Source organism: Mesorhizobium sp. M0771 (genome assembly GCF_040320155.1).
Taxonomy (GTDB): domain Bacteria; phylum Pseudomonadota; class Alphaproteobacteria; order Rhizobiales; family Rhizobiaceae; genus Mesorhizobium.
The window spans coordinates 113,671-128,500 of record NZ_JAMYPC010000014.1; the positions used below are offsets into that span (position 1 = coordinate 113,671).

Consider the following 14,830-nt stretch of genomic DNA (forward strand, 5'->3'; position numbering starts at 1 on the left):
AGCTTTCAATCGCTGGCGCCGCCCCTCATCCGCCGTTCGGGCACCTTCTCCCCGTGAACGGGAGCGAAGGACGAGGCGCTACGGCCGCCGAAAGCCCGTCGGCCCGCCATAGAGATACCCAATCCGGCCGATCGCCTCCTTCAGCCCTTCGCGCGAGACCAGCATGGTGTGGCCGTTGGCGTGGATCATGGTCTCGGCGTCGGTCATGATCGCGACATGGCCCTTCCAGAACACCAGGTCGCCGCGTTTCAGTCCGGCATAATCGAATCCCGGATCGAGCGGCTCGCCGAGGCCTGCCGCTTGCATGTCGGAATCACGCAGCACATTGCGGCCGGCCATGCGCATGGCCAGTTGCACGAGGCCCGAACAGTCGATGCCGAAGCCGGAGGTGCCGCCCCAGAGATAGGGCGTGCCGAGAAACATCTCGGAGACCGAGACATAGTCGGCGGCGATGTCACTGACCGGGCAAATATGGCCGGCGCTCAGCGCCTCGCCGGAGGGCAACAGCGCATAGTGCGTGCCGCGCGTTTCGGCGGCACCGGTTACCGTCACCGTCGAGCCCATCGACAATTGGCCGCTGATCGGGAAGCGCAGATCCGGGCCAGGATAGAGGAAGGTGCGCGGCGCCGTGACGATGTGGGTTGGCGCATGCTCGCGTGCGCCCAGCATGGTGGCGCCGACGTAGCCGACATAGCCGTCGCGTTCGGCCTGGACCCAGGCCCATCCCTCGGCTTCCTCGAAGACAAGCACATCGTCGCCGAACAGTACCTGCGTGTTGACGCCGGCATCCGGGCGCGGTGCCTTGCGCACGTCAGCCACGGAGGCTGTGATCCGAGCCGGACGGCCGGTGACGAAGCGATCGGCCGAAACCTTCCCTTTCAGCCTTGCATCGGCGAGGTCGGAACGGAAGGCGTGGAGGCGGGCATCCCTGGCAGTCAAATCGGTACTCGTTCTAATTCATGGATTGATCAGATGGGCAGTTCATGAGCCCTGGCAACGATACCATCCCCGAAGCGCTCGACAAAGAGCGCGCCTTCGACCGTGCGCCGGATCAGCACATTGCGCTTGTCGAGCTCGTCGCGATGGCGTGACACCAGTTTCAGCGCACCCATAGTGTCGAGGGCGCGGGTGATGACCGGCTTGGTGACATTGAGGCGGGCTGCCAGGCCGCGCACCGTGTGCGGCGGCGGGTCGAGATAGATGGTGAACAGGATCGCCGTCTGGCGCATGGTGAGATCTGGCGCGCCGGCGCGCACCTGCGACAGCATCACCTGCTGCCATAGTCGCATCGCCTGGCTCGGACGCATCGAAATCGACATCGCGCGAGCATGACGGCAAATTGTTTCGGTTCCGTTTCAGTTTAGAGGCAGTGTGCTTTGCTCACGACCCTAGGCATAGCGCCTCGAAATGACCCGCTCCAGTGCACGGATGCCTTGCGCCTCGCCGCCGGCGGGTCCATAGGGGCGATCGGACGGGTTCCAGGCGAAGATGTCGAAATGCGCCCAGCCCGTTGTCCGTTCGACAAAGCGCTTGAGGAACAGCGCCGCGGTGACCGAGCCGGCGAGACCGTCCGTGGTGACGTTGTTGATGTCGGCGATCTTCGACGCCAGCCTGGCGTCATAGGGCCGCCACAACGGCATGCGCCACAACGGATCCTCGACGGCCACCGAGGCCGCAGCCAGTTCGGACGCCAGCGCTTCGTCGCCAGTGTAGAAAGGCGGCAGATCGGGACCGAGCGCGACACGCGCTGCCCCGGTCAGCGTCGCCATGTCGATCAGCAGTTCCGGCTCCTCGTCATCGGCCAGCGCCAGCGCATCGGCCAGCACCAGCCGCCCTTCGGCGTCGGTGTTGCCGATCTCGACGGTAATGCCCTTGCGGCTGGTCAGTACATCTCCAGGCCGGAAAGCGTTGCCGGCAATCGAATTCTCGACCGCCGGGATCAGGACGCGCAGCCGGATCTTCAGCCCGGCAGCCATGATCATCGAGGCCAGGCCCAGCACATTGGCGGCGCCGCCCATATCCTTCTTCATCAAGAGCATGCCCGACGACGGTTTGATGTCGAGGCCGCCAGTGTCGAAACAGACACCCTTGCCGACCAGCGTCACCTTCGGCGCGCCTTCCGGTCCCCAAACCATGTCGATCAGTCGCGGCGCTCCGACCGAGGCCCGGCCGACCGCATGGATCATCGGGAAATTCTGCTTCAGGAGATCATCCCCCTTGATCACCGACACCTCGGCCTTGTGAGTGGCCGCCAGGGTCCGCACGGCCTTCTCCAACTCGTCCGGTCCCATGTCGCTGGTCGGCGTGTTGACGAGGTCGCGCGCCAGGAAGACGCCGTCGGCGATGCGCCGGACGCGTCCTGCATCTACGCCGAGCGGCAGCGCAAAACGCAGCGTCTTGCCTGATTTCTTTCCGTAGCGAGTGAAGACGTAACCGCCGAGCACCAAGGCTATGGCCGCGAGTTCCGGCTCGGCTGGAGCGGCGGCAAAATGCCAGTCGCCTTCCGGCAAGGCTCTCGCCAGCATGCCGACGGCCAGCGCGCCCTCGCCATCACCGACGCCGAACAAGGCGCCGGCAAGGGAACCGTTGTCGCCGGGAACGGCGAGCGTCCTACCGGCTTCGCCGGAAAAGCCGTTGGCGGCCGCCCATGCGGTCATGGAAGGCGAAAGCCCCAAGGCCTCCAGTCCATCGCTCGCGACCAGATGGACCGGCAGGGCAGTGTTTAGTGTCTCGATGAGTTCGACGGGCATTCGATGGTCTCCGGGAGGCTTGCAGGTCGTCCTCAGTCAAGTGACAGGGACGTCGGATGATTTCAACATCTATGCACAGGGGCCGGCATGGGACTGCTAGGCCAAAGGCTTCCGGCGGGCCGTTCACCGATCCGACGGCTCACTTTTTAACTGTCCGTTAGGGTTAACAGAATATTTCTGCGGGGATGAAGATGGCCACGTGAATGGCCACGCGCAGGAATGGAGAGCCCCGTGCCGATGCCCACCAACCGCAGGATGAACGTCACGGGCAAACGGTTGGTCACCACGGCACTGCTGATGGCGCTGGCGGCCGGTGTTGCCGGGTGCGGAACCAGCAAGCTCACGACCGGCTCGATCGGGCGCACCAGCGGCAAACCGCTGGAAACCATGTCGGCCAGCGAGTTGCACGGGGCGACCGGGCGGCTGGGCGAATCCTACGCAAAGAACCCCAACGACAAGCGGCTGGCGACAAATTTTGCGGCGGCGCTCCAGATGGACGGCGATGCCGACCAGTCGCTTGCCGTGATGCGCAAGCTGGCGATCGCCTACCCCAAGGATCGCGACGTGCTTGCCGCCTACGGCAAGGCGCTGGCCGCCAACGGCCAGTTCGAGCCGGCGCTCGACGCCGTGCGCCGGGCGCAGACGCCGGAATATCCGGACTGGCGGCTGATGTCGGCCGAGGCCGCCATTCTCGACCAGCTTGGCCAGAAGGATGAAGCGCGCCAGAACTACCGCAAGGCGCTGGACCTAAAGCCGAACGAACCCTCGATCCTTTCCAATCTCGGTATGTCCTATGTGCTGGAAGGCGATCTGCGCACCGCCGAGACCTATATGCGCTCGGCAGCCCAGCAACCGAATGCCGACAGCCGGGTGCGCCAGAACCTTGCGCTGGTCGTGGGACTGCAGGGCCGCTTCGACGAGGCCGAGAAGATCGCGTCGCAGGAGCTTTCACCCGAACAGGCGCAAGCCAATGTAGCCTATCTTCGCCAGATGCTTGCCCAGCAGAACGCCTGGAGTCAGCTCAAGGATCAGGACAAGGCAAAGCCGGCGACCAACTGAGCGCCGCATGGGCGCCGGCTCCGCACAGCGCAAATCCGTCCACGCATCAACGCTGAAAACCAAGAGCCGCACTGCATTGGCAGTGCGGCTCTTTTGTACGGCTGCAACCGAGGCCTACTGGCTTGAGGAATTGTGCTGGTCGCCGAAGATGCCGCGCTGACTGACCTGAATGCCGGCTGGGCCTAGAATGATGGCGAACAAAACCGGCAGGAAGAACAGGATCATCGGCACGGTAAGCTTCGGCGGCAGGGCGGCGGCCTTCTTCTCGGCGGCATTCATGCGCATGTCACGGCTTTCCGAGGCCAGCACGCGCAATGCGTGCGCCACGGGTGTGCCGTAGCGTTCGGCCTGGACCAGCGCCTGGGACACTGACTTCACCGACTCCAGGCCGGTACGAGCCGAGAGGTTTTCATAAGCCTGCTTGCGCTCCTGCAGATAAGAGAGTTCGGCGTTGGTCAGCACGAATTCCTCCGCCAGCGCCACCGACTGCGAACCGATCTCCTCGGAGACCTTGCGCAAGGCGGCCTCGACCGACATGCCCGATTCGACGCAGATCAGCATCAGGTCGAGCGCATCCGGCCACGCCGCCTGGATCGACTGCTTGCGCTTGGCGGCACGATTGTTGACGTAAAGGATCGGCGCGTAGAAACCGGCGTAGGCGACAAGGATGCAGACGAACAGTTTCACGAAGGCCGGCCGGTCAGGCAGTCCGCCGAGCACGAACAGATAGATCGCTGCCAGCGCGAAACCGACAAAAGGCAGGATCAGGCGGAAGAACAGGAAGCGGGTCAGCGGGTTCTGGCCACGAAAGCCCGCCACCTTGAGCTTCTGCAACGTGCCTTCATCGGCCAACGCACGCCGCAGGTCCAGCCTGTCGACGATGTTGCGCATGCCGATCGACTGCTCTTCGCGCAGCCCCTTGCGGCGACGATCGGCTTCATTGGCAAGCCGCGCGCGCTGCTTGGCGCGCAATTCGTCACGCTCCAGCGCCACCGATCTCATGCGAGTCTTGAGCTGATTGCCACCAAGGGCCGGCAGCACCGTGAAGACGGTCGCGAACACCGCAATGCCAACCAGCAACGCTATCAGGAAGGCAGGATCGGTCAGCGATTTTACGACTTGGTCGGTCATTCGTTTTCAGTCTTTTCGTTTCGAGCTTTCCAAGGTCGGCCTAAACTTCAAAGTTCATCATCTTGCGCATCACCAGAATGCCGATCGACATCCAGACGCCGGAACAGCCGAGGATCAGATTGCCGGTGCTGGTGGTGAACAGCGGCATGATGTAGTTCGGGCTCGACAGATAGACGAGAAGGGCGACGACAAAAGGCAGCGCGCCGATGATGACGGCCGACGCCTTGGCTTCCATGGAAAGCGCCTGGACCTTGGCCTTCATCTTCTTGCGATCGCGAAGCACGCGCGACAGGTTGCCAAGCGCCTCGGAGAGATTACCGCCGGCCTGTGACTGGATCTGAATAACGATGCCGAAGAAGCTTGCCTCGCTGCACGGCATGGTTTCAGCCATGCGCAAGGTGGCATCGGGGATGGACATGCCAATCTGCTGTGAATCGACGATCCGGCGGAACTCGGTCTTGACCGGCTCCGGCGATTCACTGGCGATCAGGCGAATGGCGTCGTTGAGCGGCAGGCCGGATTTGACGGCGCGCACGATGATGTCGAGGGCGTTGGGAAATTCGTTGAGGAACGCCTTGACCCGGCGCGCGCGGCGAAACGAGACGAACCAGCGCGGCAGGCCGAGCGCCCCCGCCAGCAGCGCGCCCGGCAGGACCAGAAGCGGCGCGCCGGCGAGATAGGCAAGCACCGTCAGCGCGATGCCGCAAATGACGGAGTAGATATAGAAACGCTCGATCGAGACCTGCATGCCGGCCTGACGAATCTGGGCCTTTAACGGCGGCTTCTTGACGGCGAGTTCGTTGGTTTTCTGCTTTTCGTCGAGCTGTTTCAGCGTGTCCTGGACAGATTTACGCCGCTTGACCGCCTCCGCGACACGGTCGCGCGAAGCCTTGACGACCGAACGATCGGTCTCGGCGGCCTTGATCGTCTCGAGCCGCTTGCCGGCCTGCTTCTCGTTGCTCATCTTGGTGAACAGGAAGGCATAGGCGACCGCACCGGCGCTGAAGCCGGCGAGCACGATGAACGCCAGTACGGTGGTGTCAATTCCGAACATCGACCTCGGTCCCCAGCGCATATCGCCGTTTCAAGGAAACGGCGATATGCGCTATCGCTTTGTTTTGACGCAATTCCCAAGGGAAAGCACTACGCGCTTTTCCCGGGAAAACCGCTTCACACTTTTTCTGGAATTGCTTCCAACCTCGATATGCGTCAGTCAGCGCGTTTCTCCATCGATTCCAGCGCATTGGCGAGGCGCTGTTCCTCGCCATAGTAGCGGGCGCGATCCCAGAAATGCGGACGGCCGATGCCGGTCGACACGTGCTCGCCAAGCAGCCTTCCATTCGAGTCCTCGCCCTTGATGTTGTAGAGCACGATATCCTGCGTGATGATGACGTCGCCTTCCATGCCGATCACCTCGGTGATGTGGGTGATGCGGCGCGAGCCGTCGCGAAGGCGTGCTGCCTGGATGATGACATCGATGGAGCCGACGACGATTTCACGCACGGTCTTCTGCGGCAGCGAATAGCCGCCCATGGCGATCATCGATTCGATACGGTTCAGGCATTCGCGCGGGCTGTTGGAGTGGATCGTTCCCATCGACCCGTCATGGCCGGTGTTCATCGCCTGCAGCAGGTCGAAAACCTCCGGTCCGCGCACTTCGCCGACGATGATGCGTTCGGGCCGCATGCGCAGGCAGTTCTTGACCAGGTCGCGCATGGTCACCTCGCCTTCGCCCTCGAGATTGGGCGGGCGGGTTTCGAGACGCACCACGTGCGGCTGCTGCAGTTGCAGTTCGGCCGAGTCTTCGCAGGTGATGACGCGTTCCTCGCGGTCGATATAGTTGGTCAGGCAGTTGAGCAGCGTCGTCTTGCCGGAGCCGGTACCGCCGGAGATGACGATGTTGCAGCGGACGCGGCCGATGATCTTGAGGATCTCGGCGCCCTGCGGCGAGATGGCGCCGAACTTGACCAGCTGATCGAGCGTCAGCTTGTCCTTCTTGAACTTGCGGATGGTGAGCGCGGTGCCGTCGATGGAGAGCGGCGGGGCGATGACGTTGACGCGGGAGCCGTCGGGTAGGCGGGCGTCGCAGATCGGGCTCGATTCGTCGACGCGGCGGCCAACCTGGCTGACGATACGCTGGCAGATGTTGAGCAGTTGCTGATTGTCGCGGAAGCGGATGCCGGTCTGTTCGACCTTGCCGTTGACTTCGATGTAGACGTTCTTGGAGCCGTTGACCATGATGTCGGCGATATCGTCGCGGGCGAGCAGCGGCTCCAGCGGGCCGTAGCCCAGCACATCGTTGCAGATGTCCTCGAGCAACTCTTCCTGCTCGGCGATCGACATTGCGAAATTTTTGATGGCGATGATGTCGTTGACGATGTCCCGGATTTCCTCGCGCGCGCTCTCAGGGTCGAGCTTGGCGAGTTGCGACAGGTCAATGGTGTCGATGAGCGCGGAGAAGACCTGGCTCTTGGTGTCGTAGTAGGTTTCACTTTTTTCGCGCTGGATCTTTTTTGGCGGCTCCGGCGCCATCGACGGCGCCTCAACGGCACGGCGAGTTGGCGGGGTTCCCGGCGCTCCAGGCGGCGCTGCCGCGGGCCGGGCAAGTACCGCCATGTCCGCAGGCGTTGCAGTGGCCGGCGCCGCTGGCGCCGGTGCTGGCTGACGGAACTCCGGGGTGAACCGGCCGCCTTCGTCGGAGCCTCTTTTACCAAACATGATCGACTACCAATTCCGTCCAGAACATGATGCCGAAGCGGTTTTCGAACGACATCATGCTCTACTTCTTGATTTGGAGGGGAGCGTCATTTCTTGTTACGCGAGAGCTTGCCGAGCAGGCCGCCAAGGCCTGCCTTCTTCCTGGCCTTGATTTCGCTGCGACCGGTCAGGACATGCGCGATTTCGTTGATCATGCCGACGACCGGGCTCCTGGCATCCATCTCGCCCAGCATGCGGCCGTTGTTGGCGGCATTTCCAAACAACAACGGGTCGAAGGCGATGACCGACATCGGCGTGAGGCTGAGCGGCTCGGCGAAGTCGGAAGCGGAAATCTCGGGCCGTTTCGGCACGCCGGCCTGGTTGATGATCAGCTTCGGCGGCGGATCGTTCGGGCGAAGCCTCGTCAGCATATCGACCAGGTTCTTGGTGTTTCGCAGATTGGCCAGTTCCGGCGTCGCCGTGATGACGATCTCGTCGGCCTTGATCAGTGTGTTCTTGGTCCAGCCCGTCCAGATATGGGGGACGTCGAGCACCAGCAGCGGCACGCTGCGCTGGGCGGTATCGATGAGTTGCGTGAAGGCATCGGGATCGAAATCATAGACACGTTCCAGTGTGGAGGGCGCGGCGAGCAGCGACAGATGTTCGGCGCACTGGGCAAGCAGACGGTCGAGATAGACCTCGTCGACGCGTTCGGGCGAAAATACGGCTTCGGCGATGCCTTGCGCAGGGTCCTGGTCGAAATTTATGTTGGCCGTCCCGAAAGCCAGGTCGAGATCGGCGACGACCACTTCCGACTTGAACAGCGATGACATCGCCCACGCTACATTGTGGGCGATGGTCGAGGAGCCGACGCCGCCCTTGGCGCCGATGAAGGCGATCGAGCGGCCGATCGGCTCGGCTTCCGGATCGACGAAGATCGATGACACCACGGAGACGATATCGGCCATCGACACCGGTGCGATGACATATTCGGAAATACCGAAGCGAATGAGTTCGCGGTAGAGACCGACATCGTTGTAGTGGCCGATCACCACGACTTTGGAGGAGGGATCGCAATATTCTGAAAGCTGGGCAAGCTGCTCCAGCAATTGCTTCGGTTCGCTGCGCGATTCCAGCAGGATGAGGTTCGGCGTCGGCGCCGATTGATAGAATTCGATCGCCGTGGCGATGCCGCCCATATGCACTTTCAGATGCGCCTTGGCCATGCGGCGATCCTCGCCGGCCCGCTCCACCGGATGCGCGACACCTTCCGTCTCGCAAAATGCCTGGATAGAAATACGCGGCACCGGCCGCAGCGCCTGCATCGCTGCAACATCCGATTGGGAGCTGTCGCCGCCGTCTCCGGGCGTGTCGTAGGCAAGATTGCTCATCGTCATGCTCTTTTCCGTGACTTCTCTTTCCGGTCTCTACGCGGGACCGGCGCTCCTAATACGTCACTTCCGAACTGCCGAGGAACTCGTCCGAAATACCTCTGCCGCGATAGACGTCGATCACCGCGCCGCGGTTCTCGGCGTCGATATCGGACGACTTTCTTGGCCCGAGCAGATCGGCCGGATTGGCGAGTTGCGCAGCGAGGTTGTTTTGAGAGGAGCAGCCGTAATCGGCGTAGTGCTTGTTTTCGGAGGTTGCGAGGATGTCTTCGGGCCAGCGCCCGCATTTGTCGGTCTGGGCTCTCACCGAAATATAGGAAACGCGGATAGGCGCCGAGGCTTCCGGGGAAACCGACTGGTAGGAGGTCACCACGATCCGGTTTCGCTTGATGCCGCTGGCAACCGCCAGCCTGGCGAAATCGCGCGCCGCGGCAGTCGCCGCCACCTCATTGGCCGAGCCGATCGGGGTTGCGATCGTCAGCGCCGGGGCAGCGCTCCTGTCGTAGCCGTCAAGGAAGCCCAGAAGCGTGTCGCGCTGCGAGCCGGTCATGCCGCGATCGCCGGCGCCGACCGGGAGGTCCAGCTTCTGGTTCTTCTCGGCAATCACGATCGGATGCGTGGTGCGATAATCATCGGGAATCGCCCCGACCGTGATGCTGTCGCGCTTGGCACAACCGGCGAGCGAGGCCGCGATCGCGATCGCCAGGATCGGCATTGCCGATCGGCTGATCCGCGCACCACCGGACCGCACTGTCGTGGCGACCGGTATGGCCTTCGATGCTGACTGAGACATGTCCGCTCCCCGCTTACTTGTAGATGAAGCCGACAACGCCGTGGTAGCGGCCGTTGGGCTTGTCTGTCTGCATGGTGCCGTAGACGCGGTTGACGCGGCCAAGGAACATGGCCGGGCCATCGCCGGCGGCGTTGAAATTGTCATCCGGCTTGGCCAGGTCGTTGCGCGCCACCGGCCGCGCCAGATAAGGCGTGATGATGATGACCAACTCGCTTTCGTTGCGGACGAAATCGCGGCTGCGGAACAGCGTGCCGAGCACCGGGATCTTGGTCAGTCCGGGCAAGCCGTTTACCGCCTGCCTGACGTCGTCGCGGACGAGGCCGGCTATCATCATCGATCCACCCGAAGGCAGTTCCACGGTCGTGTCGGCCAAACGTTTGCGCAGCGATATGACGTTGGTGTCTCCGAAAGAGACCGCGCCTTCGGTGGTCGGTTCGGAAACCGACGTCCTGACCTTCAGGCTGATGCGACCGGGCGACAGCACCACAGGCTGAAATTCCAGGCCGATGCCGTATTCGATTTTCTGAGCCGTCCAAACCCTGTCGGCATTCTGATTGGCATCCGACTTGGCATTTGTAACGGCGCTGACCATATTGTACTCGCCGCCGACCTTGAAGGTCGCCTTCTCGCCGGAGACGGCCGTCAAAGTAGGCTCGGCCAGCGTTTTCATGACGCCGGACTGCTCCATCGCAGTGATGTAGCCCTGCAGAGCAGAGGTGGCAAAATTGACCCCCGAACTCGACAACGGCTTGCCTAGGCCGGGGAAGGTGTCACTGGTCGCATTGAAGCTGATGCCGTTGGAGCTGCCTTTGCCAACCATGTTGACGCCGAGCTGCTTCATCACCGAGCGGCTGACTTCGGCCACGGTCACCTTCAGCGTCACCTGGTCGTCGCCGATGATCTGCAGCAGGTTGACGATCTTCGAGACCCGGCGTTCGGCATCCGGATTGTTGATGTCGACGCCGCCATTGGCATTGCCGCCTGCCGCGGTCTGCGAATACTGACCGGTCGTCGCTTCACCGCCGGACACGAAGATGGTTGCCAGATCGACGGCGCGCTTGGCATCGAGCGGCGTGTCCACCGTCCCGGTCAGGACGACGTTGTCGTTCAGCAACTCGACCTTGATCTCGGCATTCGGAAGGAAGCGCTTGAGATAATCTTCCAATCCGGCGACGTCGCGTTCGACGGCCAGATCCAGGCTGGCGATCTGCTCGCCATTGGGACCGAAGACGAAGATGTTGGTTTCGCCCACCGACTTGCCGAACAGATAGATCCGCCTTGCGGTGCGGGTCACCGCATCGGCGACCGCGGGGTTGGCGACCAGGATGTCGTAGGCGTCGCTCGGCAGATCGATGACCACCGATTTGTTGAGGCCAAGCTTGACACGTTGCGTGGCCGACGACGCCGTGACCCCGACGCTCTTTCCGGCGGCCTTGGCGTCGACAAGGCCACTTGCATGGGCTCCGAGAAAAAGCAGGCCGATGGCCGCAGCCGTGGTGACCGGCAGTCTAGCGACTAACCTCATTTCCTTGCCCCTACTTCGGAAACTTCGCCCGATTTGATCAACCGCACCGTTCCGCGCCGCCCATTGCCGGAAACGAGGTAGTCGGCTTCATCGGTACCCTTTTCCTTGTTGTCGGTGATCGAGCGCAGCGCCAGCGTCAGGCGATCGGCCATCTGCTGGGCGACGGTGATGATCTCGGCCTGCTGCGGCGTCAGCTCCAGCGTCGCCGTCTGTCCGACCCTGGTCTTCTTGCCTTCCTCGTCCTCCTGGATGGTCTGATCGATCGCCAGGACGCGGATGTTCTTGAGGATGGTCTCGGTGGTGAATCCGCTACCGCCGTTGCCGGTGTCGGATCTGCGGGTCATGATGACGTCGACAAAATCGTTAGGCAGTATAAAGCCGCCTGCCGACGTGTCGGCCGAGATCGCGGTGGCGACGGCACGCATGCCGGTGGGCAGGATCGAAGACATGAAGCTCTGCCCCTCGCCGATCAGCTTGGAGCGCCGCAACGGCTCACCGGTGTACATCGCCATGCGGGCGACGGAGCCCTTCAGCTTCTCCCGCGCTTCGGGTTCGGCGGCACGGGTGATGAAATTCGCATTGATGCCATCGGACGGCCAGGACTCCCAGCTGAGATTGTTCTCAAGCGGGCTTCCCATCGGCACGTCGCCGGAAAGCACGAGCACATCCTGCAAGGCGATGGCCGGCGCCTGCGGGGCATCGACGACGACCTGCTGGGGCGGGACCGCCACCATATTCTTGGCAACATAACCTGCACCACCCGCCGCGGCCACCGCCACGCCCAGAATGATCAGTCGGGATGCTGGCATCTGTCCGAACCCTCGCCTTTAGGCAACCACCTAGCCAGGCCGGACTTTGCAGCGGCAATCGTCAAAACAAGGTTAATATAATGCTTACGATCGTGATTAATTCAAGGTTTACATAATTACACGACCATGCTCCGACAAATGAAAAAGGCGGCCAAGCCGCCTCTTTTCAGGATCGATGCCGGAAGGGCAGAGGAGGTTCGCTACATCAGGTCGCCAACCTTGCCAATGCCCATTCCATCAAGGGCGAATCCGGATAGGTCAGCAGCCCGCCAATGCCGAGTGCGATGCCATAGGGAACGCCATTCATCTCGTCGGCGAAATGGCGCAGGACCGGATTGTGACTGGTGTAGGTCGCCAGCGGCGATTTCCGATAGAGGAGAATGGCGAGCGTCAGCAGGCCACCGATGAACGTCGAAGCCACGAGGTAATTGACAAGGTGAATGTTGAGCCCCATCCAGATGGACGTGGCTGCCAAAAGCTTGGCATCGCCGCCGCCCATGCCGCCGAGCGCAAACAGACCGAAAGTCACGGCCAGCACCAGGCCGCCGGCGGCGAAATGCCAGCCATAAGTTGCCCAGTCCATACCCGTCAGTGGCGCAACCACGGCAAAGACGGCCACAAGCAGCACCGGCACCCGATTGGAGATTGTCATCGACAGCGCGTCGGAGATCGCCGCAAAAAGCATGCAAAACGGAAAGACAACGAAGATCAGTGCGTTGAGCATCGGTCTCTCATGGTTGGAAAGGCAACGATGGCTGCAGGTTAGGCGGCTTGGGTTAAGGATTGGTGAGTTCTGCTCATCCGGGTCAAATCCCGAGAAATGTCAGCGCGCTAAGCGGCGCAGCAAGACCAAAGCCAAACGATCTTCAAAAGACAAAAGGGCCGCCAGCGAGGCGGCCCTTCCAGTCTACCCGTCGAAACGGGATGCTAGATCATTACTTACAAGCAGCGTTCGTCGGATCCTTCACGCAATCCGCGATGGTCGTGAACTTGGCGTTCAGGGCATTGCCGAGCTGACCAGCGCCAACCATGATGGCAAGCGCGATGAGAGCGGCGATCAGACCGTATTCGATAGCGGTCGCGCCGGATTCGTCCTTCGCGAAACGTGCGATGAGATTAGACATTCGAGAGCTCCTACTCCACGTGTTACAGCACTTCCGTCAACTTCTGTGGTGGTTGATCGGATGCTGCCAATCTACGGAGAAGCTCTTTCAATCGGCTTAATAAACAGCCTTACCGATTCCTTTCCCGCTTCGAACAGCTTGCGTGGTTAACCGTAAACTAAACGCTGGACAGTAGCTCGCCTGCCCGTGAAGAGCTGTAATTTCACGGCTATCGGCAGGATGCATTGTTACATTAGCTGGCAGCAGGATTGGTGCGAATACCCCGGCGCCGGTCAAGGGTTTAACCGTTGGTTCACCAATCTCCTTCATGTTTCTTTGAACAAGTTTTGCCGCTGTGGAGCGCCTTGATGACTGCCATGAAATCGTCATTCCTGCTTGTCGCGCTTCTCGCCGTCCCGGCTTTTGTGCTGCCGGCCAAGGCCGGAGCCGGCATCGAAGTGACGATGAATCAGGCCAAGATCGTCAAACTGACACGCCCCGCCGACACCATAGTCGTCGGCAATCCGGCGATTGCCGACGCCTCCGTCCAGGATGCATCGACGATCGTACTGACTGGCAAGGGGTTCGGCGTCACCAATCTGGTTGTCCTCGACCACGATGGCAGCCCGATCGTCGACGAGCAGGTGACCGTGGTGCGCCAGGACGCGTCGTCGGTGCGTATCTACAGGCGCGCCTCGGTACAGACCATGTCCTGCACGCCCTATTGCGAAAGCTCGTACAAGAGCGACTCGGAAAAGTCGTCCGAAGCCGAGATGAGCGCTGGGCAGTAAGCGCCTCAGTTGGCTCGATTGTCTCGGGAAAGCCGCGTCGGTTAGCGGCCGGTTAATGTCGCCTGGTCGAATTTAACGGTCATTCAAACCGGAGCTAAATGGGTTCTTGATAGTGGTGCTGACGGTACCGCATCAGGATCGCAGGAACGGGATATGGGCGACGTTTTGGACGAGGATTCAGAACGCGAGATCTGCAAGGCCAAGGCAGGGCGCGTGACGTTTGCCCGTCGTTTCCTTCGTGATCGGCGCGGCAGCACGGCGATAGAATTCGCGATGCTTGCGCTACCGTTTGCGGCTCTCGTCTTCGCCATCCTCGAGAGCTGCGTTTCATTTGCCGGACAGGAGGTGATGGCCAACATCACCGATGATATCGCCCGTCAGTTGCGTACTGGCCAGTTGAGGCAAGCCGATGTGACGGAAGAGAAGCTGAAGGGCTTGGTCTGCGCCAGACTCGAGATCATTGTCGCGAAGGGTTGCCCCGGTTTGCTGGTGGATCTGCGCCCGTTCAAGACCTTTGCCGGGGCAGCCAGTGCGGGTTTCACGATTTCCGGCTCGACCATCACGCTGACGGGCAAGGATCCGGATACAGGCAAGGACCCGGCTTTCGGGACCCCTACAATAGGTCCGGCAGAATCAAAGAACATGCTGCGGGTCTTTTACCCTTGGCCGGTCATGACCGATTTCATGGCTCAATACATGTCGAATATGGATGGCGGCAAGACTCTGCATTACGCGACGACAACGTGGCAAAACGAGCCATTCGACAACTGAAATTGCACGT

General features: G+C 61.6%; 15 protein-coding genes. 3 read left to right on the top strand and 12 right to left on the bottom strand.

What is annotated here, in order from left to right; all coding sequences use genetic code 11:
• Positions 1-78 precede the first annotated feature (78 nt).
• The 3 genes from NKI05_RS21015 to NKI05_RS21025 all read right to left on the bottom strand — a co-directional run bounded on the left by NKI05_RS21015 (position 79) and on the right by NKI05_RS21025 (position 2,750).
• Positions 79-939: a C40 family peptidase gene (locus NKI05_RS21015; protein WP_023816185.1), complete on the bottom strand. Its 861-nt coding sequence runs from the start codon at positions 937-939 to the stop codon at positions 79-81.
• Between the two features lie 29 nt (positions 940-968).
• The gene (locus NKI05_RS21020) at positions 969-1,319 is read right to left on the bottom strand and encodes a MarR family winged helix-turn-helix transcriptional regulator (RefSeq protein WP_023669596.1); all 351 of its coding nucleotides are present in this window, start codon (positions 1,317-1,319) and stop codon (positions 969-971) included.
• Positions 1,320-1,388: 69 nt separating this feature from the next.
• Positions 1,389-2,750, bottom strand: coding sequence for a leucyl aminopeptidase family protein (locus tag NKI05_RS21025; RefSeq protein WP_023816184.1), 1,362 nt, complete (start codon positions 2,748-2,750; stop codon positions 1,389-1,391).
• A gap of 237 nt (positions 2,751-2,987) precedes the next feature.
• Here NKI05_RS21025 and NKI05_RS21030 point away from each other — a divergent pair, with 237 nt between their 5' ends.
• The gene (locus tag NKI05_RS21030) at positions 2,988-3,809 is read left to right on the top strand and encodes a tetratricopeptide repeat protein (protein ID WP_023669594.1); all 822 of its coding nucleotides are present in this window, start codon (positions 2,988-2,990) and stop codon (positions 3,807-3,809) included.
• A 114-nt stretch (positions 3,810-3,923) separates the two neighbouring features.
• Here the strand turns inward: NKI05_RS21030 and NKI05_RS21035 are convergent, their stop codons facing one another.
• The 9 genes from NKI05_RS21035 to NKI05_RS21075 all read right to left on the bottom strand — a co-directional run bounded on the left by NKI05_RS21035 (position 3,924) and on the right by NKI05_RS21075 (position 13,279).
• Positions 3,924-4,940, bottom strand: coding sequence for a type II secretion system F family protein (locus tag NKI05_RS21035; protein WP_023696714.1), 1,017 nt, complete (start codon positions 4,938-4,940; stop codon positions 3,924-3,926).
• Between the two features lie 40 nt (positions 4,941-4,980).
• Complete coding sequence (locus NKI05_RS21040; protein ID WP_023669592.1) at positions 4,981-5,994, bottom strand: type II secretion system F family protein; 1,014 nt, start codon at positions 5,992-5,994, stop codon at positions 4,981-4,983.
• A gap of 155 nt (positions 5,995-6,149) precedes the next feature.
• Positions 6,150-7,658, bottom strand: a complete 1,509-nt coding sequence (locus NKI05_RS21045) for a TadA family conjugal transfer-associated ATPase (RefSeq protein WP_023816183.1) — start codon at positions 7,656-7,658, stop codon at positions 6,150-6,152.
• Positions 7,659-7,744: 86 nt separating this feature from the next.
• On the bottom strand, positions 7,745-9,028 hold the full coding sequence (locus NKI05_RS21050; protein WP_023692561.1) for a CpaE/TadZ family protein: 1,284 nt from the start codon (positions 9,026-9,028) through the stop codon (positions 7,745-7,747).
• Between the two features lie 55 nt (positions 9,029-9,083).
• Positions 9,084-9,821 carry a CpaD family pilus assembly protein gene (locus tag NKI05_RS21055; RefSeq protein WP_023692562.1) on the bottom strand — a complete coding sequence of 246 codons (738 nt, stop codon included), beginning with the start codon at positions 9,819-9,821 and terminating at the stop codon, positions 9,084-9,086.
• 13 nt (positions 9,822-9,834) lie between these two features.
• Positions 9,835-11,346: a type II and III secretion system protein family protein gene (locus NKI05_RS21060; protein WP_023732428.1), complete on the bottom strand. Its 1,512-nt coding sequence runs from the start codon at positions 11,344-11,346 to the stop codon at positions 9,835-9,837.
• The gene (gene cpaB / locus NKI05_RS21065; protein WP_023669587.1) at positions 11,343-12,155 is read right to left on the bottom strand and encodes a Flp pilus assembly protein CpaB; all 813 of its coding nucleotides are present in this window, start codon (positions 12,153-12,155) and stop codon (positions 11,343-11,345) included. Before cpaB ends, NKI05_RS21060 begins: the two co-directional genes overlap by 4 nt.
• A 205-nt stretch (positions 12,156-12,360) precedes the next feature.
• The gene (locus tag NKI05_RS21070; RefSeq protein WP_023688722.1) at positions 12,361-12,879 is read right to left on the bottom strand and encodes an A24 family peptidase; all 519 of its coding nucleotides are present in this window, start codon (positions 12,877-12,879) and stop codon (positions 12,361-12,363) included.
• 211 nt (positions 12,880-13,090) lie between these two features.
• A complete protein-coding gene (locus NKI05_RS21075; RefSeq protein ID WP_023688723.1) occupies positions 13,091-13,279 on the bottom strand; it encodes a Flp family type IVb pilin in 189 nt (62 codons plus the stop codon).
• Positions 13,280-13,626: 347 nt separating this feature from the next.
• Between NKI05_RS21075 and NKI05_RS21080 the strand changes: the two genes are divergently transcribed.
• A complete protein-coding gene (locus NKI05_RS21080) occupies positions 13,627-14,049 on the top strand; it encodes a pilus assembly protein N-terminal domain-containing protein (RefSeq protein ID WP_023681988.1) in 423 nt (140 codons plus the stop codon).
• 153 nt (positions 14,050-14,202) lie between these two features.
• Positions 14,203-14,820, top strand: a complete 618-nt coding sequence (locus NKI05_RS21085) for a TadE/TadG family type IV pilus assembly protein (protein ID WP_050587055.1) — start codon at positions 14,203-14,205, stop codon at positions 14,818-14,820.
• Positions 14,821-14,830 lie beyond the last annotated feature (10 nt).

Bases quoted from the DNA above. Each gene is read 5' to 3' on its own strand.
- NKI05_RS21080 (WP_023681988.1), top strand. From the start codon at position 13,627: ATGACTGCCATGAAATCGTCATTCCTGCTTGTCGCGCTTCTCGCCGTC.
- NKI05_RS21050 (WP_023692561.1), bottom strand. From the start codon at position 9,028: ATGAGCAATCTTGCCTACGACACGCCCGGAGACGGCGGCGACAGCTCC.
- cpaB (WP_023669587.1), bottom strand. From the start codon at position 12,155: ATGCCAGCATCCCGACTGATCATTCTGGGCGTGGCGGTGGCCGCGGCG.
- NKI05_RS21035 (WP_023696714.1), bottom strand. From the start codon at position 4,940: ATGACCGACCAAGTCGTAAAATCGCTGACCGATCCTGCCTTCCTGATA.
- NKI05_RS21025 (WP_023816184.1), bottom strand. From the start codon at position 2,750: ATGCCCGTCGAACTCATCGAGACACTAAACACTGCCCTGCCGGTCCAT.
- NKI05_RS21045 (WP_023816183.1), bottom strand. From the start codon at position 7,658: ATGTTTGGTAAAAGAGGCTCCGACGAAGGCGGCCGGTTCACCCCGGAG.
- NKI05_RS21060 (WP_023732428.1), bottom strand. From the start codon at position 11,346: ATGAGGTTAGTCGCTAGACTGCCGGTCACCACGGCTGCGGCCATCGGC.
- NKI05_RS21055 (WP_023692562.1), bottom strand. From the start codon at position 9,821: ATGTCTCAGTCAGCATCGAAGGCCATACCGGTCGCCACGACAGTGCGG.
- NKI05_RS21075 (WP_023688723.1), bottom strand. From the start codon at position 13,279: ATGTCTAATCTCATCGCACGTTTCGCGAAGGACGAATCCGGCGCGACC.
- NKI05_RS21040 (WP_023669592.1), bottom strand. From the start codon at position 5,994: ATGTTCGGAATTGACACCACCGTACTGGCGTTCATCGTGCTCGCCGGC.
- NKI05_RS21085 (WP_050587055.1), top strand. From the start codon at position 14,203: ATGGGCGACGTTTTGGACGAGGATTCAGAACGCGAGATCTGCAAGGCC.
- NKI05_RS21030 (WP_023669594.1), top strand. From the start codon at position 2,988: ATGCCCACCAACCGCAGGATGAACGTCACGGGCAAACGGTTGGTCACC.
- NKI05_RS21020 (WP_023669596.1), bottom strand. From the start codon at position 1,319: ATGTCGATTTCGATGCGTCCGAGCCAGGCGATGCGACTATGGCAGCAG.
- NKI05_RS21070 (WP_023688722.1), bottom strand. From the start codon at position 12,879: ATGCTCAACGCACTGATCTTCGTTGTCTTTCCGTTTTGCATGCTTTTT.